Origin of the sequence: Streptomyces cyaneochromogenes (genome assembly GCF_003963535.1) — a bacterium.
In the GTDB taxonomy this organism is placed as follows: Bacteria; Actinomycetota; Actinomycetes; order Streptomycetales; family Streptomycetaceae; genus Streptomyces; species Streptomyces shaanxiensis.
On the sequence record NZ_CP034539.1, the window covers coordinates 10,433,535 to 10,453,562 of the forward strand.

At 67.3% G+C, this 20,028-nt stretch carries 17 protein-coding genes and 6 pseudogenes; 14 read left to right on the top strand and 9 right to left on the bottom strand.

Going from position 1 to position 20,028, the window contains the following annotated elements:
- Positions 1–68 precede the first annotated feature (68 nt).
- The 4 genes and pseudogenes from EJ357_RS46815 (at position 69) to EJ357_RS50010 (ending at position 2,319) form a co-directional block, all read left to right on the top strand.
- Complete coding sequence (locus EJ357_RS46815) at positions 69–980, top strand: alpha/beta fold hydrolase (RefSeq protein WP_126398833.1); 912 nt, start codon at positions 69–71, stop codon at positions 978–980.
- A 254-nt stretch (positions 981–1,234) separates the two neighbouring features.
- Positions 1,235–1,594, top strand: a pseudogene (locus EJ357_RS50935) (transposase); the annotation flags it as partial.
- A 152-nt stretch (positions 1,595–1,746) separates the two neighbouring features.
- Positions 1,747–1,983, top strand: a complete 237-nt coding sequence (locus EJ357_RS50005) for a hypothetical protein (protein ID WP_228472846.1) — start codon at positions 1,747–1,749, stop codon at positions 1,981–1,983.
- A gap of 84 nt (positions 1,984–2,067) precedes the next feature.
- Entirely contained in the window at positions 2,068–2,319 is a 252-nt protein-coding gene (locus EJ357_RS50010) for a hypothetical protein (RefSeq protein WP_228472847.1), read from the top strand.
- A 1,246-nt stretch (positions 2,320–3,565) separates the two neighbouring features.
- On the opposite strand, the gene EJ357_RS46825 is transcribed toward EJ357_RS50010, so the two are convergent.
- On the bottom strand, positions 3,566–4,147 hold the full coding sequence (locus tag EJ357_RS46825) for an ArsR/SmtB family transcription factor (protein ID WP_126398837.1): 582 nt from the start codon (positions 4,145–4,147) through the stop codon (positions 3,566–3,568).
- Between the two features lie 57 nt (positions 4,148–4,204).
- Between EJ357_RS46825 and EJ357_RS46830 the strand changes: the two genes are divergently transcribed.
- Positions 4,205–4,774, top strand: a complete 570-nt coding sequence (locus EJ357_RS46830; RefSeq protein ID WP_126398839.1) for a dienelactone hydrolase family protein — start codon at positions 4,205–4,207, stop codon at positions 4,772–4,774.
- A gap of 13 nt (positions 4,775–4,787) precedes the next feature.
- Here EJ357_RS46830 and EJ357_RS46835 read toward each other — a convergent pair whose 3' ends face one another.
- Positions 4,788–5,429 (bottom strand): transposase, encoded by a 642-nt coding sequence (locus EJ357_RS46835; protein WP_126398841.1) that lies wholly within the window; start codon positions 5,427–5,429, stop codon positions 4,788–4,790.
- Positions 5,430–5,888: 459 nt separating this feature from the next.
- Positions 5,889–6,323 carry a subtilase-type protease inhibitor gene (locus EJ357_RS46840; protein ID WP_126398843.1) on the bottom strand — a complete coding sequence of 145 codons (435 nt, stop codon included), beginning with the start codon at positions 6,321–6,323 and terminating at the stop codon, positions 5,889–5,891.
- A gap of 953 nt (positions 6,324–7,276) precedes the next feature.
- On the opposite strand from EJ357_RS46840, the gene EJ357_RS48785 reads away from it, so the two are divergent.
- The gene (locus tag EJ357_RS48785; RefSeq protein WP_175647785.1) at positions 7,277–7,762 is read left to right on the top strand and encodes an alpha/beta fold hydrolase; all 486 of its coding nucleotides are present in this window, start codon (positions 7,277–7,279) and stop codon (positions 7,760–7,762) included.
- 296 nt (positions 7,763–8,058) lie between these two features.
- On the top strand, positions 8,059–8,274 hold the full coding sequence (locus EJ357_RS46845) for a hypothetical protein (protein ID WP_228472848.1): 216 nt from the start codon (positions 8,059–8,061) through the stop codon (positions 8,272–8,274).
- Between the two features lie 13 nt (positions 8,275–8,287).
- Here the strand turns inward: EJ357_RS46845 and EJ357_RS50015 are convergent.
- The 3 genes and pseudogenes from EJ357_RS50015 to EJ357_RS46860 all read right to left on the bottom strand — a co-directional run.
- A pseudogene (locus tag EJ357_RS50015) lies at positions 8,288–8,535 on the bottom strand (ATP-binding protein); the annotation flags it as partial.
- Positions 8,536–9,100: 565 nt separating this feature from the next.
- A pseudogene (locus EJ357_RS46855) lies at positions 9,101–9,835 on the bottom strand (SDR family oxidoreductase); the annotation flags it as partial.
- Between the two features lie 214 nt (positions 9,836–10,049).
- A complete protein-coding gene (locus tag EJ357_RS46860) occupies positions 10,050–10,877 on the bottom strand; it encodes an alpha/beta hydrolase (protein ID WP_126398845.1) in 828 nt (275 codons plus the stop codon).
- Positions 10,878–11,538: 661 nt separating this feature from the next.
- Here EJ357_RS46860 and EJ357_RS46865 point away from each other — a divergent pair.
- The gene (locus tag EJ357_RS46865) at positions 11,539–12,513 is read left to right on the top strand and encodes an alpha/beta hydrolase (protein ID WP_126398847.1); all 975 of its coding nucleotides are present in this window, start codon (positions 11,539–11,541) and stop codon (positions 12,511–12,513) included.
- Between the two features lie 84 nt (positions 12,514–12,597).
- Entirely contained in the window at positions 12,598–13,035 is a 438-nt protein-coding gene (locus tag EJ357_RS46870) for a hypothetical protein (RefSeq protein ID WP_126398849.1), read from the top strand.
- A gap of 54 nt (positions 13,036–13,089) precedes the next feature.
- On the opposite strand, the pseudogene EJ357_RS46875 reads toward EJ357_RS46870, so the two are convergent.
- Positions 13,090–14,214: pseudogene (locus EJ357_RS46875) on the bottom strand (IS630 family transposase).
- 104 nt (positions 14,215–14,318) lie between these two features.
- Between EJ357_RS46875 and EJ357_RS46880 the strand changes: the two are divergent.
- The 3 genes from EJ357_RS46880 (at position 14,319) to EJ357_RS46895 (ending at position 18,060) form a co-directional block, all read left to right on the top strand.
- Entirely contained in the window at positions 14,319–15,119 is an 801-nt protein-coding gene (locus tag EJ357_RS46880) for a phosphotransferase (RefSeq protein ID WP_126398851.1), read from the top strand.
- 1,455 nt (positions 15,120–16,574) lie between these two features.
- Complete coding sequence (locus tag EJ357_RS46890; RefSeq protein WP_126398853.1) at positions 16,575–17,192, top strand: dihydrofolate reductase family protein; 618 nt, start codon at positions 16,575–16,577, stop codon at positions 17,190–17,192.
- Positions 17,193–17,196: 4 nt separating this feature from the next.
- Positions 17,197–18,060, top strand: coding sequence for an alpha/beta fold hydrolase (locus EJ357_RS46895; RefSeq protein WP_126398855.1), 864 nt, complete (start codon positions 17,197–17,199; stop codon positions 18,058–18,060).
- A 254-nt stretch (positions 18,061–18,314) separates the two neighbouring features.
- Here the strand turns inward: EJ357_RS46895 and EJ357_RS50020 are convergent.
- Positions 18,315–18,512 (bottom strand): annotated as a pseudogene (locus EJ357_RS50020) (transposase family protein); the annotation flags it as partial.
- A 7-nt stretch (positions 18,513–18,519) separates the two neighbouring features.
- On the opposite strand from EJ357_RS50020, the gene EJ357_RS50025 reads away from it, so the two are divergent.
- On the top strand, positions 18,520–18,957 hold the full coding sequence (locus EJ357_RS50025; protein ID WP_267132835.1) for a DUF6000 family protein: 438 nt from the start codon (positions 18,520–18,522) through the stop codon (positions 18,955–18,957).
- A pseudogene (locus EJ357_RS50030) lies at positions 18,896–19,420 on the top strand (DUF5958 family protein). Before EJ357_RS50025 ends, EJ357_RS50030 begins: the two are co-directional and overlap by 62 nt.
- A gap of 71 nt (positions 19,421–19,491) precedes the next feature.
- Here the strand turns inward: EJ357_RS50030 and EJ357_RS46910 are convergent.
- Positions 19,492–19,953 (bottom strand): hypothetical protein, encoded by a 462-nt coding sequence (locus tag EJ357_RS46910; RefSeq protein WP_126398859.1) that lies wholly within the window; start codon positions 19,951–19,953, stop codon positions 19,492–19,494.
- Positions 19,954–20,028 lie beyond the last annotated feature (75 nt).

Genomic DNA, 20,028 nt, shown 5'->3' on the forward strand with positions numbered 1-20,028 from the left:
TTTGATGATACAACTGTACCAACGTCATGGTACGTTCGTATCACGAAACCGAGACGCCGGAGGTGGCCATGCCTGAGACCGCTGCTCGCACCCAAGCCGATGTCGGCCGCTACGTGAGCGATGCCTGGCGGGAGCGCCACTTCGCGGCCTGCGACGCGGTCTACGCACTGGGAGCGCCCGCACTCGCGGAAGAGGACGTGGAAACGTCCTTCGGTACCACGCACGTCTACCGCTACGGCCCCACGGACGAAGCCGCGCGATCCCGCACCCCCGTCGTCCTGGTGCACGGGGCGGGCTCCTGCTCCGCCATGTGGTACCCGAACACGCCCGCCCTCAGCTCGGAGCGCCCGGTCTACGCGATCGACACCCCGGGTGATCCCGGCCGCAGCGTGCAGCGCGCGCCGATCCACGACCCCGAACGCGCCGCACAGTGGCTGGACGAGACACTCGCCGGACTCCGCCTCGATCGCGTACACCTCGTCGGCAGCTCCTACGGCGGATGGCTCGTCCTGAACCAGGCACACCGCAGGCCCGGTCGCCTCGCCTCGGTCACGCCGCTCGACCCCGGCGGCCTGGAGAAAGTGGGGCTGCGTTTCTTCGTCTGGATCTTCGCCGGCCTCTTCGCGACCTTCGCGCCCAAGGCGTTCCGCCCGCGGCTGGCGGCCTGGCTGGAGCAGCCGGTTCTCGTCGTTCCGGAACTGCGCACGATGATCAGAACGGCGGTTCGCTCCTACCGCATCCGCCGCCCGTCGCCGCTTCCCCTGTCTGAGGAGGAACTGTCCACCATCCGGACTCCGCTCTATCTGGTGCTCGGCAAGCGAAGCCTCCTCGTGCACCCGCAGCGGCAGGTGGAGCGGGTGCCGCGCCTGATCCCCGGCGCTCAGGCCGAGATCATCTCCGATACGGGCCACGGGCCGCAGATCGACCACGCGGATGAGGTCAACCGCAGGATGCTGAACTTCATGGACTCCGTCGACTGACTACCACCCTCGCCAACGGGCCAGGACAGTGCCGAGGGATGGCCCGGCCACAGCCTGGGCCGGTGGCGCCCGGCCTGCAGGACCGTTCCACCAGGGGAGCCCTCCGTCATGCGAGTGGAGACGCTTGGGGACCTCCTTCTGCCGGGCCCGAACCTCATGGTGCGGCAGCTCACGACCGTCAACAGGTGGCAGGCCTGACCGAATCACGTCACCGTTCCTCACAGGCGGCACGGTCGGCGATGAGGGCGGTGGCGATGGATCTCGGTGGGCGTCCGGGCCAGCGTCTGTGCGCGAAGCTGCGGCTCCCGGGCCGACGGTCAGCTCTGCTGAGTCAGCTGGTCGCCCCGCCCGTGCCGGCCCAGGCACCGCGGGTATTGGGCATCGATGAGTTCGCGTTCCGCAAAGGGCGGACCTACGGCACGGTCCTCGTCGACGTCGTGACCTTCAGGCCCGTAGACGTCCTGCCTGACCGCGAGACCTACTCGGTTGCCGCTTGGCTCCAGGAGCACCCCGGCGCCGAGATCGTGTGCCGTGACCGCCTGATGGCCCTCACCAAGGCCATCAGACAGGCGGCCCCCGGCGCTCTGGAAGTCGCCGATCGCCGGCACCTCCTCCCAAACCTCTCGACGGCCGTAGAGAAGATGTGCCGCCGCCACCGCGCATGCCTGCGCCGACATGCCACCACGGAAACAGGACCGCCGTCGGCCCGCCCCCAGCGAGTCCCCTTCTGGATCGCGTGCGCCAACGCCACAGAGACGTTGACGAATTGGCCACCACGGGGCTGTCCCTCAGCGCCATCGGCCGCCGCCTGCAATTGGACCGCAAGACGGTACGGCGCTATCGGCACAGTGGCCTTGACGACCTCCTCGCCTCGGCGCGCGACCGGGGCGCAGGTGTACTCGACCCGTTCGCCGACTACGTGCAGCACCGCTTCAGGGCCGGTTGTACGAGTTCCATGCAGCTCTACCGCCAGTTGCTTGCGCTCGGCTCTACCACGTCGTGAACCGCTACGTGTGCACCATCCGCGCTGGCCGCCACAGCCAGCGGCGAACTCCTGGTTGCCGGCAGCGGGGGAGAACTGGTGCTCGTGTCCGTGCTCTCCGGCTCCACGCAGAACTGCACTGCGAACAGGGACACTTCCAGGGCTGCGGCGGCGGCGTTCCTGGAGACCACCGCTGAGGTTCCGGACGACGGCGACGACCTGGAGACGCACCTTGTCCTGACCGACGGAACCCGCACATGGGAGGCAGACGATCTGGCAACGACGACTACGGCTAGCTCCACAGACCCAACCTGGCTTCAGCTTCAAGCCGCCATCAACGCGGCGCGGGTCCAGTGAGAATGAGCCGACGAACGCGACACGCCACCTGCGCCAGCGATGGGACCAACGCTACGGACACGGATATGGACCGGTCAGATTTTGGGGTGAACGGATGAGCGCTGATGGGGAACTGGAGCGCTGGGAACCGCGGTCCGACGGCGGTGTGGGGCCGTTGCGCCTCGGGATTTCTTTAGCCGAGGTCGCCGATGCCCTGCTGGTTTCCGAGCCGCAGGCACGGATTGGTGGCCCGTGCGGACAGCAAGACTTTCGGGGCGTTCTGCGTGGGTGTCGAGCGTGTTTGTGAGGGCAGCGTAGCCCGTACTGCCCCCGCGTGTGAGGTAGTGCCGCCCGGGGTCGCTTTGCGCTCCTGGTGGGCGGGGGCGTATCGCTGCTCGCCTTTGGTGACCTGCGCCCAGACGTAGAGGGAGCAGGACAGCCGTTTGTCGGCGTCGCCCGCGATGTCTCGCCGTGCCTTGGGCGTGGGCGTCCGTTCGAGCAGGTCATGCCATGTATCGGTCGGGATCGTCCAGCCCAGCCCGATGGCGACTGAGCTTGATCTGGGAGCCGCTGTCTCTTCCATCATGAGGGCCCTACTGATCGAACAGGATCCTTCTCTGGGAAGCCAGGCTGCTTCCGGCATCACGTAACCGTGGGCGACTCCAACTGTCCCCAGTTTGGGGATGATTCCTAAGACGTCATCCGCTTATCGATCACGGGGCTGGTCCGGTCGCAAAGGGTTCCTGATCGGGTGATCGCGTGAGGGCCGAGGCATGGCAGCAGGGCCTCTTGGTAGTTCGGGGTGCGATCCCAACCGAGTGCCAGGAGGCCCTGCTGCCGCAATCTTTCGCGTCCGCCTGCGTGGAGTCCAACTCGCCCCCACCGTCGTGTGACTGCCTCGCGCACAGGTTCGGCAACGCGGCGGACGGGTCGGACAGCACCCCGAGTTATGGCTCCGACATGACGGAGGCGGAGTGGCGGGTAGTCCGGGCGGGGCTGCCGGTTCCGGCCTGGCTGGAGGGGCGGGGCGGGCGGCCGGAGGGCTAGGGCCACCGCAATGATGCTCGACGCGGGGCCCTATGTCGTGGACAACGGCGTCAAGTGGGCCAACCCGTCCTCGGACTTCCCGCCGTATCGGCGCGTGCATGCCTTAGGACCTGTCCGACAGGTCATGTGACTCGGTGTGTTGCTGCCTGAGATGGGGTCAGGGTGGTGAAGGTGCGGGTGCTGCAGGCCGTGCTGCGGATGACACGACCTGCGGTACAGGTCAATCCGCCGCAGACTCGGCCTCTGGCAGCGCCGGATAGTCGGTCGGGTAGAGCCCGGCAGCGAAGCCGTACACCACATCGCCTCCGCGGGGCAGTTGCGCGTAGTCGTTGGCAAGCTCCAGCACCCGCGCCCAGAACTCGCGGGCCTGCTCCCGCGGGATCCGCACATGCCGCACGATCGAGGAGAGCTGATCCGCCTGATGTGCGGAGGCCGACTCGGCCGCGGCGAGGGCGAGATCGTTGTTGCAGTAGGGTCCCTCGGCTCCGTCTGTGGGGCTGACCGTGCCGACGCGAAAGATGCGCGCGGTGCGGCCGTAGTAGCGCTCATCAATGGCCCGCACCCGGCGGGTCCGCACGACTTTCAGCAGCTGGGCATCCACCAGGACGCTCACGTGGTGCGCGACCGTGCTCTTGGGGCGGCCGAGTGCAGCGGCCAGTTCGCTCACCGTCGCGCCGCGTTCGAGGAGCAGCTCAAGGATGGCGTTGCGTAGTGGGTTGGCCAGCGCGCGAAGCTGGGCTGGGGCTGTCACATCTGTGACGTCGGCAAGGTCGTAGTCGGGGAGACGGGTATTGTTCGACACATCTCGATTATTCTAAACTTCCGGATCATTCGCTACCGACAAGCAAGGGGCTTGGGCATGACAGAGGTCGTACTGTTCCATCACTCGCAGGGACTGACGCCCGGAGTCGCCGCTTTCGCCGACGAACTCCGCGCGGTCGGCCACACCGTCCACACGCCCGACCTCTTCGACGGACGCACCTTCGACTCCCTCGAAGAGGGCCAGGGCTACGTCGAGCAGATCGGCTTCGGCGAGATCACCGAGCGCGGCGTCCGCGCGGCCGAACACCTGCCGCAGGACGCCGTTTACGCCGGCTTCTCACTCGGCGTGCTTCCCGCCCAGAAGCTGGCGCAGACGCGGGCGGGTGCGCGGGGCGCGCTCCTGTTCCACGCCTGCATCCCCGTCTCGGAGTTCGGCGCTGCATGGCCTGACGGCGTGCCGGTGCAGGTGCATGCGAAGGAAAGCGATCCGTTCTTCGCCGAGGACATCGACGCCGCCCGGGCGCTCGTCTCCGACTGCGCTGACGCGGAGATGTTCCTGTACCCCGGAGACCAGCACCTGTTCGCGGACAGTTCGCTGCCGTCCCACGACCTGGACGCTGCCAAGCTCCTGACCCAGCGGGCGATCGAGTTCCTCGGCTCGCGCTAGGTTTTTGGAGGGGTCATGCACAAAGCCAGAGGCGCAGAGCTGCGACGGTCACGGTGCCGTAAAAGACATACGCCCTCTTGTCGAAACGCGTGGCCACTGCCCGGTTCGCCTTCAATCGGTTGATCAGCCGCTCAACTTCGTTTCTGCGGACATAGCGTGCCGCATCGAAGCCGGTGGGCCTGCCGCCGCTGCTGCCACGGCGCAGGCGGTGGGCCCGCTGATCACGGCGCTCGGGGATGGTGTGCTTGATCTGCCGACGCCGCAGATAACGGCGGTTGCGGCGTGACGAGTACGCTTTGTCGCCACTGAGATGGTCCGGCCGGGTGCGGGGACGGCCGCCGTCCAGCCGAGGCACGCGAAGGCGGTCGAGAACAGGGATCATCGTGGAGTCCACACTCACCATGGACCAGTCGATCCGGCCATCCGCGTCGGCGTCCGCCTGGACGGCCCGGACGATCCTCTCCCAAGTGCCATCCGTGGACCACCGCCGGTGCCGGTCGTAACAGGTCTGCCAGCTCCCGAACCTCCTTGGAAGGTCCCTCCACGGGATGCCGGTCCGTATGCGGAACAAGATCCCATTGATGATCTTCCGGTGTTCCTTCCAGCGTCCGCCCCGACCGGTGTTCTTCGGCAAGTGCGGCTCCAGCTGGAAGATCCCGCGCTCGGCCTCCGGCTAGGACGGCGGGAAGAAGGTGGCCGGCCGCAAGTGGCACCTGGTGGTGGACTGCTGTTGGAAGGTATCGCGATGGTGTTCTCCTGGCTGGCTTCGCCGGATGCCGCTCGCGCCGCCACCCCGAAGGTCATCGACGGCCGCGGCACCCTCAACGCCGACCCGAATCTCGAGCCTGGCGCCCGCCCCGCAGCCCGGGTGCGTGGCCGTCCCGGCGTGTACGAAGCGGGCAGCAGTCGGCCCACTCTGCGGTGGGGTCGTGCTCCCGGTAGGACCTTGCCAGAGAAACTCTGTGCTGCGCAGTTCAGCCAACGCGCCGCTGTCACATACCGGGGCCAGGGGAACCTTGTGGCTGGCTGGCCCGCCACTGGACGCTGCCGTCACCGTGACGCAGCACGACCACAAGGCTCGCTCTGATGAGAGACCTTACTGAGTTGTGATGCCTCAGAAGGCGAATACCGAAGCCGCCTGGGTCTCCTTGATGCATGAATTGGCGAAGGTGTGCTCGTAGTTCACGCGCGTGCCCCGCCATACGCCTTGCACGGTGACCACAATGGGACGATATTCCTTCGTACAGAACCGTCCCGTGTCATTGGCACGGAGTGTGGCCAGCCGGTCGAGATCCCCGTTCACGCGATCCAGATCGGCACAGGCCTGCCGCGGATCGGGATGCGTCCCCGATGTGGCGTATGCACAGTTCACCGTTACTGCGCGTTCCGGTGCTGCGGCGGCGGCATTCTCGCCGTGACCAGTGGTCAGGACCAGAGCCGAGGGGGCATACAGGGAGGCGGGAGCGCTGTGTGCGGGCGTGCTCAGGGGGCCCGCCACGGCTGTGGTGAGCAGGGCTCCTGTCATTGCCCAGCGTGTCATTGGTTGCATGGTGTAACTCCTTTCTGCTTGCAGTGCTCAGTGCCTCGAAGTACCCGTCATGTCGCTTGCGTCTCAGGGTGAATCACTTTCGATTCCCCGATCGGTGTAATTCGGACCAAATTGCCTATTCAATCAGTGGCTTGATTAGTCAAACGCTCCTCATGGTTCAGGAGGTGAGCGGTCTTCCGCCCTGTCCGCCGGTTGAAGACGTGGCCGATGTGCCCCGGGCATGAAATGGCTTGAACTTGTGAGCGTGCTTCAGGTAACGGGTGGCCGACGGCGTACGGCACAAAGCTGGCCGTGGGTGGGCGCCTCGTCTTCTGACGGTGTGGAGCGGTCGCGCGGCGCGTCCATGCGTCGGGGTTCGGCACCCTGGCTGCCTGCGACCTGGTCGCACAGGGCGGCATCGGCGAAGGCAGGGCCTCGCTGCGTTGCTGCCACGTCGCTTCCAGTTCGGCTTGCCGGGGCTATGAGAGTGTGTCGCGGCGGGTGCGCCATGCTTGCTGGCTCTCCCCACCAATCCACGTGAGTGGCACGGCGAACCGTGCCGCACGAAACTTTCCGACGACTGCAGAATCGTTGCAGGCTTGACGGCGCGAGCTGCAGGAGCCGGCAATGAGCGACCAACGCACCCACTCCGTGATCACCAGCGATGGCGTCACCATCGTCGGGACCGTGCACGGTCAGGGTCGGCCTCTGGTGTTCCTACAAGGATCATGGGTGATGGCGACATCGATGGGGACCTGCTGCTGGAACACCTGGCCGGCCAGTTCACCTGCCACCTGTCGCGCCTGCGGGGGTCGTGGCCGCAGCGGCGATCACGATGACCTCAGTCCCGGTCGGCTCGTCGAGGACGTCCTCACCTTTGTCGGCAGCATCGGCGAACCGACCGGGCTGGCGCGTGGGCCTACGGCGCCCACCTGGCGCTGGCCGCGGCGGCGCGGTCTGACACGGTGGATGCAGTGGCCTCCCTTGAGCCCGTAGTGCTGAGCCTGATCGACGAGCGGGAGCAGGCGATGCTCGGTGCTGCCGTCGCCCGGGTGGGCGGGCTGGCCGCTGAGGGCAGGTTTGCAGACGCGGCTCGCGCTTTCGCTGTCTGGCCCTTCAACGACGAAGAGATTGCCGTGGCCGAGCAGGCGGGCTACTTCGAAGCCGCGGGGCGTTACGCCCCGAACCTGCTCAACCTCCTCCGGCAGTCGATGGAGTACGAAGGCCCCACCGCTGATGACCCGGCCGTGCTGGGTGCGATCTCTGCCCCGGTGGCGGTGCTGCATGGCTCGCACACCAGGCCCTTTCTCATCGCCAGTGCGCATTACGTGGCGGACCACGTCCCCCACGCGCACGTGCACCAGATCCCCGGCGCGGGCCATGCCGCCCTCCTGACTCACCCCGAAGCGCTCGCCTCGGCACTCATCGAGTTCTTCGCGCAGGCCCAGCAGTCGGCCTGAACCTGCTCGTCCGGCCTGCTGTGACTCGTTCCTGGCTTGCCCCGGAGCCTTCGCCCAGTCACTGGGCAGAAGGCAACTTGCCGGTGTGCCTCCGGTCCGTGGCTTCGTGAGTCCTGACCGCTCCGTGCGGCAGCCCGATTGGCGCCACTGCTCGATCTCGGAGCGGGTTTGGGACGGGGTATTTTGGCCCCACCGGGAACAGGAGTGAGGAACCGATGGCGCTTGATCCAGCTCGCGTTGCACGGATTTCCGGTCTCGTCGTGGAGTGCCAGCCGATGCTTGGCTCAGATGCAGGGATGGACGCCGTGCAGCGGCTGCTGAGTGACCGCAGGGTGAGCGTGATGGACTCGATCATCATCACGCGAGAGCTGCTCGGTGCGGGTCTCACTGCCTTGGGCGACGCCAAGGGCATCGTGCTGTCCAGCCCGTCACGGACCGTGGAACGGCAGCGCCATGAAGAGCTGGTGGATGCGCTGCTCGACGCGGTGGACCAGGACGCCGAAAACGGGTGACCAGTCCAACACGTCAGCGGGTTGTGCAGGCTTCCTGCTGGTACTTGGCATGGGTGAGGCGGTAGGAGTCGGGGCCGGTCTCGATGATGTTCCCGCCGACGGGTGAGCCGGTCGACGATGGCCGCGCAGAGCCGCGAATCCGTGAATGTTGTCGTCCAGCCCCTCTCCAACTTTCGTTGGAGGCGATGGCCACGCTGCCCCTTCCCTCCCGTCGGTCATACCCTGCTACGGCAGTTCGGCGCCGCGTTTGTCGAGTTCGATGCCCCGGACGCGGCAACCATGAGTGATCCGCCTCATTGTGTTGGCCGCTGTAGGGCTCGTGTCGCCGTGGCCGAGGAGTGCCCCGGACTTCACGTGTAGTACGCCTGTTCCTCCGCTGAGTAGGTGAGCAGGCCGCCGAACTGTTCGAGGTCGTTTAGAACGACATTCTCTCCAGGTCGGTCGCCTCCAGGCTCACTTCTCGGACGGTCGCTTTATCGCCCAGGACGGCAGCGGCGCGTGCCTGCAGGGGTCAGGCAGCCTCAGGCCGGTTTCTGCTACCTCCGGGAGAAGCGGTTCGAGGGGCCTGAAGTGGGACGACAAGCTTCGGCTGTTCACGATGCTTCAGGACGTCGGCGTGCTGTGGCTTCAGATCACCGGCGGCGAGGCACTGGCCGACCGTGAACTCGCCGCTGCGTGTGACTTGCGGACGAACGCAGCCCGTCCCATGCGGTCGCTGTTGCGGTGGCGGGCTTCTGGAGCCGCGCCGTGCTCCGCTTCCGCCTCTTCGATACGGGGGGCCAGGAGGCGTAGGTAAGGGGACCATCAGACCGCTGTCCGGCCCGGCCCAGTCGCTGTAGCGGGTCTCGCCAAGGATCGCGTCACTGCCCGGCACCAGGTTCCCTCGCTTCGGCTCCGAAGCAGCGGGCGTGAGGGTCCGTGACAACCTCACGCGGGCCGTCCCGGGACAGCACAGCTAGGGCTTGCCGGAAGAAATCGTCCATCCGGAACCGCTCGGGCCCGGAAGACCTCGACCCTGCCGTTCAGCGGCGACCCGGTCGAGATTCGGCCCACCGCCTGTGCGACGTCGTCGCCCGCGATGGGTTGGAAGAGCACCGGGGCCAGCCGTACCGTGCCGCCGACGGTGGCGTGGCGTCGTCGGCGATGCTCCCGACGCACTCGAAGAACTGTGTCGCGTGCACGATCGAGTACGGGATCGAGGATTCTCGATCAACTGCTCCTGAGCGAGCTTCGCCTGGAAGTAGCCACTCTCGGGCAATCGCTCGGTCCCCACCACCGACAGTGCGACGTGGTGGGCGATGCCGGCTGCGGCTTCGGCGGCGAGCAGATTGCGCGCGGCGGTCTTGAAGAACCTCATCACCGCGCTGTCCTCGAAGGAGGGCGAGTTCGATACATCGATCGCCACGGATGCGCCGGCCAGCGCGTCGGTGAGCCCTTCGCGGGTGAGGGTGTTGACCCCTGGCGCCGGTGCTGCCGCCACCGTCTCGTGGCCGTGCTGGGCGAGTTGCGACACGAGTCTGGAACCGATGTTGCCGGTGCCGCCGATTACGACGATCTTCAAGGCAGAGCTTTCCGTTCGCCGGGCACCGGCCGCCGTTAAGACCGGGCAACCCTGTGGGGGTTGGCGACCCCGGCGAACTTCTTCACGTCGTCAGTTGAGGGAGTGAGGTACGGGGGGATCAACCGGGGGTGGCGCAGCCATCCCGTCTGATCGCTTCCCGCCAGGTCGCCGGGCGAACGATAAGGCGTCGTGGGTTGTCGTTGTCGGTGGTTTGTCAGCCTTGCGGGGTTCGGGCGTGGCTGGTCGCCCATTCGAGCGCGTAATCGGCCACCTGTTCCCAGCCAGGCTCGACACCGGTGAAGTGTGAGCGGTCCGGGAACTCGTAGGTCTCGGTCAGCGCCTCGGAGTTGCGGTACTTCTTCGCGTTGGAGCGGATCACCGAGGGCGGCATCAGGTGGTCCTTGCCGCCCATGATGAACAGCAGCGGCGCCCGGTCGTCCAGGTCGTAGTCGACCCAGGTCTCCTGGTGGCCTGGCTTCCAATTGGCTATCAGGCCGTAGGCCCACACCCAGCTGCCGGGCGCCGGGATGTGGAGGCGGTCGTACGCCGCGTCGGACTCCTCCCGGCTGCACGTGTTGGCGAACGCGTAGTGGAACTGCTCCTTGGTGAAGCCCACCGCGCGGTGCCGGTTGGCCGGGTTGGCGAGGATCGGGAACAGGGACTTGATCTGGGACGGCGGGTTCACCCGCACACCCTCGGGTGGCGCCGAGTCGATCGTCACGGCGGCGGCGCCCAACCCTCGGTTGACCAGGAGTTGGGTGAAGGTCCCGCCGAAGGAGTGGCCCATGATGATCGGCGGACGGTCCAGGCTCTCGACCACGTCGCTGAGATGGTCGAGGGTTTCCGGGACGGATGCCGTGGCGATGATCTCGGGCTTTTCGCGCAGCGCCTCCACCTCGATCTCGAACCCCGGGTACGTCGGCACGACCACCTCGTAGCCCTTCGCCCGGTAGTACTGCGCCCAGCGATCCCAGCTTCTGGCGGTCATCCAAAGCCCGTGGATCAGCACGATCGGCGGGGCATTGGTCGTCGGCTCGCTCATGGCCCTCCTTCCGATTGCCGGGCTGTAACAATCGTCGACCTCGAACAGCGGTCGTACAACCGCAGCGATGAAGTGGCGGCCCACCGGCGCACGCTCTGCACCGCCGCCCCTTCCGGGGGCGCCGATCGCTTCCGTGACTTCCTGGCCGTCCGCACATCGGCACGACCGGACGCCAAGTGTCGCGAAGGTCGGTTACGGTGCGTGCTGCTCGATCCCCGGCAGATGAGGGCGAAACTGAACCAATCCTGGGGCGCACGCCGGGGACCTGGACCGGTGCCCCGGACAGTCGCTTCGACAACGGGGCGTACCCAGGCTGAGCCCGTGATGGAGGCAGATCCGATGGAAGGGGCCGCCTGGCCAACGGTGTCCGGAAGACTCGCATCCGATGATCTGCCCGAGATCGCGACCGAGGTGCCGGACCGGTCTGGGCCCCGCAACCTGCCCTCCACCTGCTTCGGCCTCGGCTCGGGCGGCAGCAGCGCAATGGTGGTACGGGCCGGGGTGTGCGACTGCACGGATGCGATCATGCCTCGGAGGGGCGAGGCTGTTGCTTGTGGCAATGCTGCGCTGTCTGCCCAGTGGCGGGGCGCATTGACGCTCCGTGGTCAGGCCGTGCAGGAGTCCTCAGCATCTCTCAGCCCCAGACCTCACGGAGTTCGCCATGACCGCTCCCTCTGGCTCCATCGTTCTGGAGCCCGCCGCCCAGCAGTTCGCAGATGCCACGTCCCAGCCGCCGTTCTTGTACGAACTGGGGCCCGAGAAGGCCCGCAAGGTGCTGGACGACCTTCAAGCGGAACCGATCGAGAAGCTCGATGTCGACTCAGAGTGGGTCACTGTTCCTGCCGATGTCGGCGATGTACGTGTCCGCATCGTCCGGCCCCGCGGCGCCGCGTCGCCCCTCCCCGTGGTTCTCTATATGCATGGCGGTGGCTGGATTCTGGGCAACGCCGACACCCATGATCGACTGGTGCGCGAGCTCGCGGACGGGGCACAGGCTGCGGTCGTGTTCGTCGAGTACACCCGCTCTCCCGAGGCGCACTACCCGGTGGCGATCGAGCAGGGCTACGCCACCGCTCAGTGGATCGTCCGAGAAGGCGCTGCCCACGGCCTCGATCCGGACCGCATGGCGGTGGCGGGCGACTCGGTCGGCGGAAACATGACGGCTGCTCTCGCCTTGATGGCCAAGGAGCGCGGCGACGTCCGTTTCGTGCATCAGTCCATGTACTACCCAGTCACCGACGCCGAAATGAACACCAAGTCCTACGCCGATCTCGCCACCGGCTACTTCCTCACCGCCCAGGCCATGGAATGGTTCTGGAACGCCTACATTCCCGACCGCGCGCAGCGCAGCGAGATCACCGCCTCTCCTCTGAAGGCCGACATCGATCAGCTCGCCGGTCTACCATCGGCCTTCCTCCTTGTCGACGAGGCAGATGTCCTACGCGACGAGGGCGAGGCGTACGCGGCCAAGCTCCGCGCCGCGGGCGTAGATATCACCACCGTGCGTTACGACGGCATCACCCACGACTTCATGATGCTCAACCCTCTCAGCGACACCCATGCCACCCGTGCGGCCGTTGCCCAGGCCGTCGCAGTGCTGCGCGACGCGCTGAGAAGTAGTGCCGCTCCGTCTTGATCTGACGTTCCGTGACTCGGTCGGTGCTTCGTAGGCCGACGGTCGTTCTCCAGGGGCCAACTGCCTCACTTCGGCAGGCTCGGCATGGCATCCGATTCCATCTGGCGATCCGCAGCGCGGCAGTTGCCGCTCAGGCTCCCCGTCGGCACGTTCTTGCTCAACTCCGCGCTGTCGAAACGCAGCGCGGACCAGGCCACCGCTGAGGGACTGCAGCAGTTCGCCACCACCGCCTACCCCTTCTTGGGCAAGCTCGATGCCCAGCAGTTCGTCCGGCTGCTCTCTGCCGGGGAGACCGCCGTAGCCGCCGCACTGCTCCTTCCGGTGGTCCCTGCCGCTGTTGCCGGAGCCGCGCTGACCGCGTTCTCTGCCGGCACCCTCGGGCTATACCTGCGCGCGCCGGGCATGCGCAAGGAGGGCAGCCTGCGACCCACTGAGCAGGGAACCGCGCTGGCCAAGGATGTCTGGATGCTGGGCATCGGCATCTCCCTCATCGTCGAGGGCGTCAGCGATCACCGGTGGTAACGAGGCGGATACGGTGTCGGCCAGGGCTCTGACCGCATAGGTCCGCCAGGTTGTTCAGGCCACAGCGGCGAAGGGGCGTCCGCCCCAGCGGATGCCCTTCTCGCTTCGGATGCGGGCGCGTTCCTTGCGTTGGGCGGCGAGTACGGCGGCGTGGCGGGCGTTGGCATTGCGCCATCGAAGGTAGGCGTGCGGGGCCCGGGTCTGTGCGGGGTGGCTGTAGTGGTGGGAGTTGGCCAGGGTGAACTGCCGCAGCGGACCGAAGTGGGCGTCGATCGGGTTGGCCCAGGAGGCGTAGGTCGGCGTGAAGCACAGCTCGACTTTGTTTTTCTTCGCCCAGCGGCGGACGTCCTCTCCGGCATGGGCGGAGAGGTTGTCCAGGATGATGTGGATCGGGGCGCCGTCGGGTCGGGCGGCGCGGATCGACTTCAGCGCGGCCAGGGTGTTGGCGGTGCTCTTGCGGCGGCGGTTGACGCCCCACAACCGGTCGTCGCCGACGGAGTAGCAGCCGTGCAAGTACGTGACGCCGTGCGTGCGGCTGTAGGTCGCCGGGAGCCGGTCGGGCTTGCCCTGCTTGGCCCAGCAGGAGCCTGCGGTGGGCCGGAGGATGCCCAGGGGCCCGAACTCGTCGAAGGCGAACACCCGGTCCGGGAAATGCTCCAGCACGTGCTCGATGCGCTTGAGCTTGGCGTCGCGCTCGGGATCGGGCGACTCCGTCCAGGTCTTGGTCCGCTGGAAAGTGATGCCGCGGCGCTGGAGCGGGCAGCGTAAGGCTTCCCGGCCGATGCGGATGATACGTTCGTGCACTTTCCGCAGGTAGGAGGCGAGTTTGCGGATCGATCAGCGGGTGAAGGGCTGGCCGAGCTTGGCAGGGCGGGTCGTGGCCGTCTGGATGACGAAGTCCTCGTCGTCAGGGTCGAGCAGGCGGGGACGGCCTCCCGCCCACTGAGGGTCCAGGCAGGCCAGGCCAATCTCGTTGAATCGGTGGATCACGTCCCGGACGGTGTCCTCGTCGGCCTGGAGCAGCTGGGCGATCACCGGGACCCGGTTCCCGCCCGCCGAGGCCGGCAGCATCATCGCGCGTCGGTAGCGCACCGAACTGGTGCCGCCTCGGCGCACGATCTGCTGCAGCTTCTGTCCTTCCGGGCCGGTCAGTCGGCGTACACGGACAGGCTCGGCCACTCGCACCTCCAGCGATCGAAACGAATGTGACCGTCCATCCAACCGCCCCAGCCGCCAACTCGGCGAACCTTCCCGGTCACCGCACTAGCGATAGCGTGACCCTCATGAGGGCTGAGGGCGAGGCGCTGGTCGGCGGCATGGCGAACGCGGGGGCGGTCTTCCGCCGGGGTGCTCTGGTGGAGCGGCCGGCGCCCCGCAACGCACCCGCCCTGCACGCCTATCTCCGTGCGCTGAAGGAGCGCGGATTCGAGGCGGCGCCGACCCCTGTCGGTCTCACCGAGGATGGCCGTGAGCAGCTGTCTTTCATTCCCGGCGACGTGGCTTTGCCGCCGTTCCCGGACTGGGCGATGACGAAGACCGCCCTGGAATCGGTGGGGCGCTTGCTGCGGCGTCTGCATGAGGCCAGCGGTGCCGTCACTGTCGAGACCAGCGCCGGTTGGCCGAGGGGTCTCGCCGACCCGGAGGGAGGGACGATGCTGTGCCACAACGACGTGTGCCCGGAAAACGTCGTCTTCCGCGACGGCCGTGCCGCCGCCCTGATCGATTTCGATCAGGCGGCCCCGGGCCGTCCCCTCTGGGACGTCGCCATGACCGCCCGCTACTGGGCGCCCATGCTCGATCCCGCATCGGCAGCCGCCCTCCATCCCACCGGGCTGGATGTGCCCGCGCGGCTGCGGATCCTTGCCGACAGCTACGGCCTCTCCCCGCAGGACCGCACTGAGTTGCCTGGCGTTGTCGAGCAGGCCACCGAGGTTTGTCGGGCCTTCGTCGCCCGCCGTGTGGCTGACGGCGATCCTGTCTATCTCCAGGCGCTGACCGAGCATGGCGGATGGGAACGCTGGGACCGCATGCAGGCCTGGCTGGCCGACCGCCGCGAGACGTTCACAGCCGCCCTGCTGAACTGACCCTCCCAGACGTTCAAGTGGCGTCTGGCCGCGCGTAGCCGTAGGCGACGTCGCGGAGTTCGGCTGCTGCGAGCCCGGACGCCCGGCCAGAGCAGCCCGACCATCCAGGCCGGGCAAGCACCGCTATGCCGTCGAGCAGACGCGCGTGCATCCCTCGCATGCCGACCCATTGGCTGGCGACAACTCCGGAAGCAGGGTGCAGGAGGACCGCCTCCAGCACTTCGGTAGTCTCCGCCCCTGCGACGACGGGAGACAGACGATGGTGGAAGCTGGGCCGGCGAAGCCTGCGAGACCCTGGTCCAGGGGGATTCTGTGCGGCGTCCTCTTCGGAGGTCTGGCCTCGGTGGTCTCCCTCGTCACTATCGGGAGGGTGTGGGCTGCGTGTGATGTCGGTGTCAACGCAGCGGCCAGCAGCATGACGTTGCTGTTCCTCGCCCCTCTCATATGGATTGGCGTAGCCATTTCCTGGGTCCTCCTGTACGGCACCCTCGGCAGACGTCACCGCAGCGCAGCACTGACCACAGGGCTCATCCTCACCGTGTGCGTCACGTGGTGCCTGGTGACGCGGCTTGGCATGGTGGACTCCTACCCTGCCCCGCGATGCGCCGGAAACGTCCCGCCCTGGTGGCCGAGCTTCATCCCAACATGACCACGAGGCCACGCCGTGAGGCGAACCCGGCCCAGGCAGGAGGCGGTTGCGGCCGCTCCGCGACCGGACGTGGAGTCCAGGACGACCCATCACCTCCAGAGCGCTGATCCCACGGCTGGTGAAGCCCCGGTAGCACAGGATCGATGAGCTGACGTCCGGGCGTGCGCCAACGCCACACGGATGTCGGTGAACTGGCTGCTGTGGGGCTGTCCCTCAGCGCCCGCGGCCGTCGCCTGCAACTGAACCGCAACATCGTATGGAGCTCTACCACGAGTTGCTCGCGCCTGCTGCAACGGTGGATACCAGGTCCTGAACCTCGCACCTTGACGTCGTGGATCATGAACCCGCAGGAGGAGCTACGTCCCTCGGATGCCACGCATCTGGAAGTCACACTGAACGCCTGGCCGGAGATCGCCGCCGCCCACACCCTCTCCTACAGCTCGTGCGCCGTCGAGGGGCACGTCAACAGAATCAAGACGATCAAGCGCCAGTTGCACGGCCGAGCCTCCTTCACCTTGCTGAGAGCCCGCCACCTCCTGCAGCCGTGGCCGTCACGGAGGCACGGTCACAACCCTCCAATTGGTTGTGCCCGCGCTCCACGGCGAACGGCGTAGCCCTCACGGAAGCGCGGCCGCAACCGTTCAGCGGCCATTCCGAGCACCAAAGAGCCCTCTCTGAGGTACTCAGGGGCGATCATCCGCTGTACGTCCGCGCGCCGCCTCGCACGGCGTGCTATCGAGTTCGCCTCCGCCACACGCTTCAGGCGTGAGCGATGAGTTTGGGCGCCGGATCGGGTCTGCCCTGGCATGACTCGAATTATCGCTGACATCTCGGTCTCTCTCGACGGCTTCGTCACCGGGCCCGACCCCAGCCCGGACAACGGTCTGGGCACCGGTGGCGAGGCCCTGCACACGTGGGCGTTTTCCGACGACCCCGACGACCGCCGGGTCCTGCGTGAGGGGACCGCCCGCTCGGGCGCCGTCGTCCTCGGCCGCCACCTCTTCGACGTTGTCGACGGGCCGAAAGGCTGGGACGACACATCCGGCTACGGCGCCGGCGAGGTCGGCAAGCCAGCCTTCGTCGTCGTGACGAGTTCGCCGCCAGCGTCGGTGCGGACAACCAACCTCGACTGGACGTTCGTCACCACCGGCCTGCCCGATGCCGTCACCGCCGCGCGCGAGCGAGCCGAGGCGGCGTCGTCGGACAGCGGCAAGGACCTCGACGTCATCCTCATGGGCGGCGGCGCCACGGTCGCCTCGGCGCTCGACGCCGAGCTGGTCGACGCACTGACGCTGCACCTCGCGCCCGTCGTGCTGGGCGCCGGGACACCACTGTTCACCGGCGCGGCGCCACGCACGCTGGTGCAGCGGAGCGTGATCTCGACATCGACCGCGACGCACCTGACCTACGACCTCTTCCGGTGATGGCATGACCACGATCAACGCCAATGACATCGCCTTGGGCATCGAGTCGTTCGGTGACGACGACGCGCCACTCGTCCTGCTCGTGGGCGGGACGACGATGCTCTCCTGGCCCGACGCGTTGTGCGAGCGCCTCGCCGCCGACGGGCGCCGCGTGGTGCGCTACGACCTGCGCGACAGCGGGGAGTCGACGACGACGGATCCGGCAGCGCCCGCCTACACCTTGCGCGACCTCGCCGCCGACGCGGCGGCCCTTGCTGGCGCGCTCGGCGGGGGGCCTGCGCACCTCGCGGGGACCGGCGTCGGCGGGATGGTCGCCCAGCTGGCCGTGCTCGACCATCCTGGCGCGTTCTGCGCTCTCACCCTGGTCGGCACCCGCGCGGTTGCCCCTGGCCCGCCCGACGATGACCTCCCCGACCATGACCAGGCGACGATGAGCCGGCTGTTCGCGCGTCCGATGCCCGATTGGACCGACCGCGAGGCGGTTGCAGAGTTCGCCGCCGCCGGCGCGGAGATCCTCGGCGACGACCCCGTCGCCGCACGCGCAATCGCTGCGCGCGTCTGGGACCGCACGCCCGGCACCGCACCCACGGTCCAGATGGCCAACCAGATGGGCATGGTGTTTTCCAGGCTCGACTGCACACCCCGCTGGCGCGAGCGCCTGCCCGAGATCGAGGTCCCCACGCTCGTCGTCCACGGCCGCCGCGACCGGTTCTTCCCCGTCGGCAACGGGGAGGCGATCGCGCGCGAGATCCCCGGGGCACGGCTGCTCGTCCTCAAAGAGGCCGCCACTGCCATCCCCGATGCGGCGGTCGGCGAGGTCACCGAGGCGATGCTCACGCTCGGATACTGGCGACCAGTCCTGCGGTAGAGCACCTCCTGGCCTCCACAAACATCGCCTGCCCCTCATCTGTTACCGGCGGCTCGCCCGTTGATGTGGGCCCGCAGCAGCTCCACCGACAGATCGTGGCCGTAGTGATCGGCCAGATCCATGGGGGAGTGCCCGTCTGGATCTGCCAGCCCCGGATCAGCCCCGAAGACCAGCAGCACAGCAGTGATATGCACAGTCAACGGCTTCCCGCTCTGCAGGGAGCGGTCGCCCTCGACATCGATCGCGTGCGTCAGCAGCGTCGTGTTGCTGAAGACCTCATCGGGATCGGCCTCGCGCAGGACCTTGAGCACGCCCGGCGCAGCTGCTGCGCGCAGGCTGATCACGGTGGTTGTGTAAGCGTGGGCGGTGCCCACCGAGATACCGAAGCCGGCGGCAATCTGGGCCAGGGTGTCGTGTCGGCGCAGGTTCACCAGGCCGACCGTCGAGCGCTCCGCGTTCGTGCGGGATCTGGCTCAGTCTGCCTACGAAATCACTCCGGCGGAGCTTGGCATCCTGTTGGAGGGTGGGTGGCGCGAGCGCAAGACGGCTGCCTGGCTGGTTGCTGTGGCCCATAGGACCGAGTTCCGCGACCTCGTAGGCCGGCTTTTATCGGCCGGCGAGGGGCCATATGCGGGCGCGGCATACTGCGTCGCCCTTGCGAAGTTCGGCAGTGCAGCGGATGCCGCACTGCTCAGCGCATACCTTGATCATTACTTGTCGCGTCCCGACCTCGACTATGACCAGGCAGTCGTCCCTGGGACGCTCCTGTGCCTCGATGGGATTCTCGGCCCTGAGTACACAACACGGTTCCTAGCCCCGGGCGGCCCTGGAACCGATGGCTCGAAGTCCGCGCCGTGGTCCCTCGACCCGCAGTACTGCCGGCAGGCCGTGCAGTGACTCTGCACTTTCGTCGACGAGACCACTGAGGTCTTCGTCTCGCTGGAATGCGGGAGCTGATCATGACCGAGCGAGACGTCATCCTCAACGAACTCGCCCAAGGCCTGCGCCCGATGTCACAGGGCATCGAGTGGTTCGACACCCAGGCCCCGAGGAGCAGGCTGAGGTACTCCTGTTCCTGCGCCATCACTGCATACAAGCCCGCGCCGTCACCGAAGACGGACCAGAGCGCATCCGGCGTGCCGGGTTGCGCCCGACGCACACGCCTGCCGTTCTGGTCATCCGCGGCCCGATCGACCAGTAACTGGGGAAGATCGCCGGCCTCACCCCTGTCGATGAACGCCGCAAGGCGTTCCGGCTGTTGGTCGCGGTACTCGCGGTCGCGGACGAAAGGCGCCGCGAACGCTTCTGCTCCGGCGGATGCGGTCACTGGTGGCATGACCTGCCCGTCATCGAAGGGTGACGACGAATCCACCGCGCCGCTGTTCTCCGCCCCTGGACTTCATATGCGGCAAGACGGGCTGACGGCAGTGCTCATGCGCGCCTGCCGTCGGCGTCGGATCCGATCACCGCGCTCAGGGCCCGCAAGGCGTCGTCGTATCGGTGACGGTCGAACTGGAACGGACCGAATGCCACGTAGTCGCGGGTCTTGCGGTGCGGTTGCTCAAAGGCGTCCCAGACTACGAGGTCCGCCGTCGCGGTGATGCGGGCCATGAGCGGCCAGCATCCCCACTCGCCGCATTCACAACCGAGAACGGGTGTCTTCGGCCCCATCGCGCTAGTGGACCGTCCGAGAAAGTGCTCCTGCATCGGGCCGAACCGGAAGAACTCCGGGATCAGACCACCGTAGGCATCACCCGCAGGCTGCATGCCAGCCGCGATCTCGAACCCGTCGATCAGCTCGGTGAGCGGTGTTCGATCGATGTGGGGGACGACCACGAGCGGACCGCCGTCGCCACGGTGGTGGCAGTTGAACCCGATCTCATTGCTGATCATTCCGTGATTGTCTCAGGGACGCTGCTCCCTCCTTTCGGGCGGGCTGAGCCGAGACCTTGCGCGGCATGCCGAGGT

Coding starts and splice junctions, on each gene's coding strand:
- EJ357_RS46890 (WP_126398853.1), top strand. CDS start 16,575: ATGACTCGAATTATCGCTGACATCTCGGTCTCTCTCGACGGCTTCGTC.
- EJ357_RS46870 (WP_126398849.1), top strand. CDS start 12,598: ATGGCATCCGATTCCATCTGGCGATCCGCAGCGCGGCAGTTGCCGCTC.
- EJ357_RS46830 (WP_126398839.1), top strand. CDS start 4,205: ATGACAGAGGTCGTACTGTTCCATCACTCGCAGGGACTGACGCCCGGA.
- EJ357_RS46865 (WP_126398847.1), top strand. CDS start 11,539: ATGACCGCTCCCTCTGGCTCCATCGTTCTGGAGCCCGCCGCCCAGCAG.
- EJ357_RS46815 (WP_126398833.1), top strand. CDS start 69: ATGCCTGAGACCGCTGCTCGCACCCAAGCCGATGTCGGCCGCTACGTG.
- EJ357_RS46840 (WP_126398843.1), bottom strand. CDS start 6,323: ATGCAACCAATGACACGCTGGGCAATGACAGGAGCCCTGCTCACCACA.
- EJ357_RS46845 (WP_228472848.1), top strand. CDS start 8,059: ATGGACGCCGTGCAGCGGCTGCTGAGTGACCGCAGGGTGAGCGTGATG.
- EJ357_RS46860 (WP_126398845.1), bottom strand. CDS start 10,877: ATGAGCGAGCCGACGACCAATGCCCCGCCGATCGTGCTGATCCACGGG.
- EJ357_RS46880 (WP_126398851.1), top strand. CDS start 14,319: ATGAGGGCTGAGGGCGAGGCGCTGGTCGGCGGCATGGCGAACGCGGGG.
- EJ357_RS46895 (WP_126398855.1), top strand. CDS start 17,197: ATGACCACGATCAACGCCAATGACATCGCCTTGGGCATCGAGTCGTTC.
- EJ357_RS46910 (WP_126398859.1), bottom strand. CDS start 19,953: ATGATCAGCAATGAGATCGGGTTCAACTGCCACCACCGTGGCGACGGC.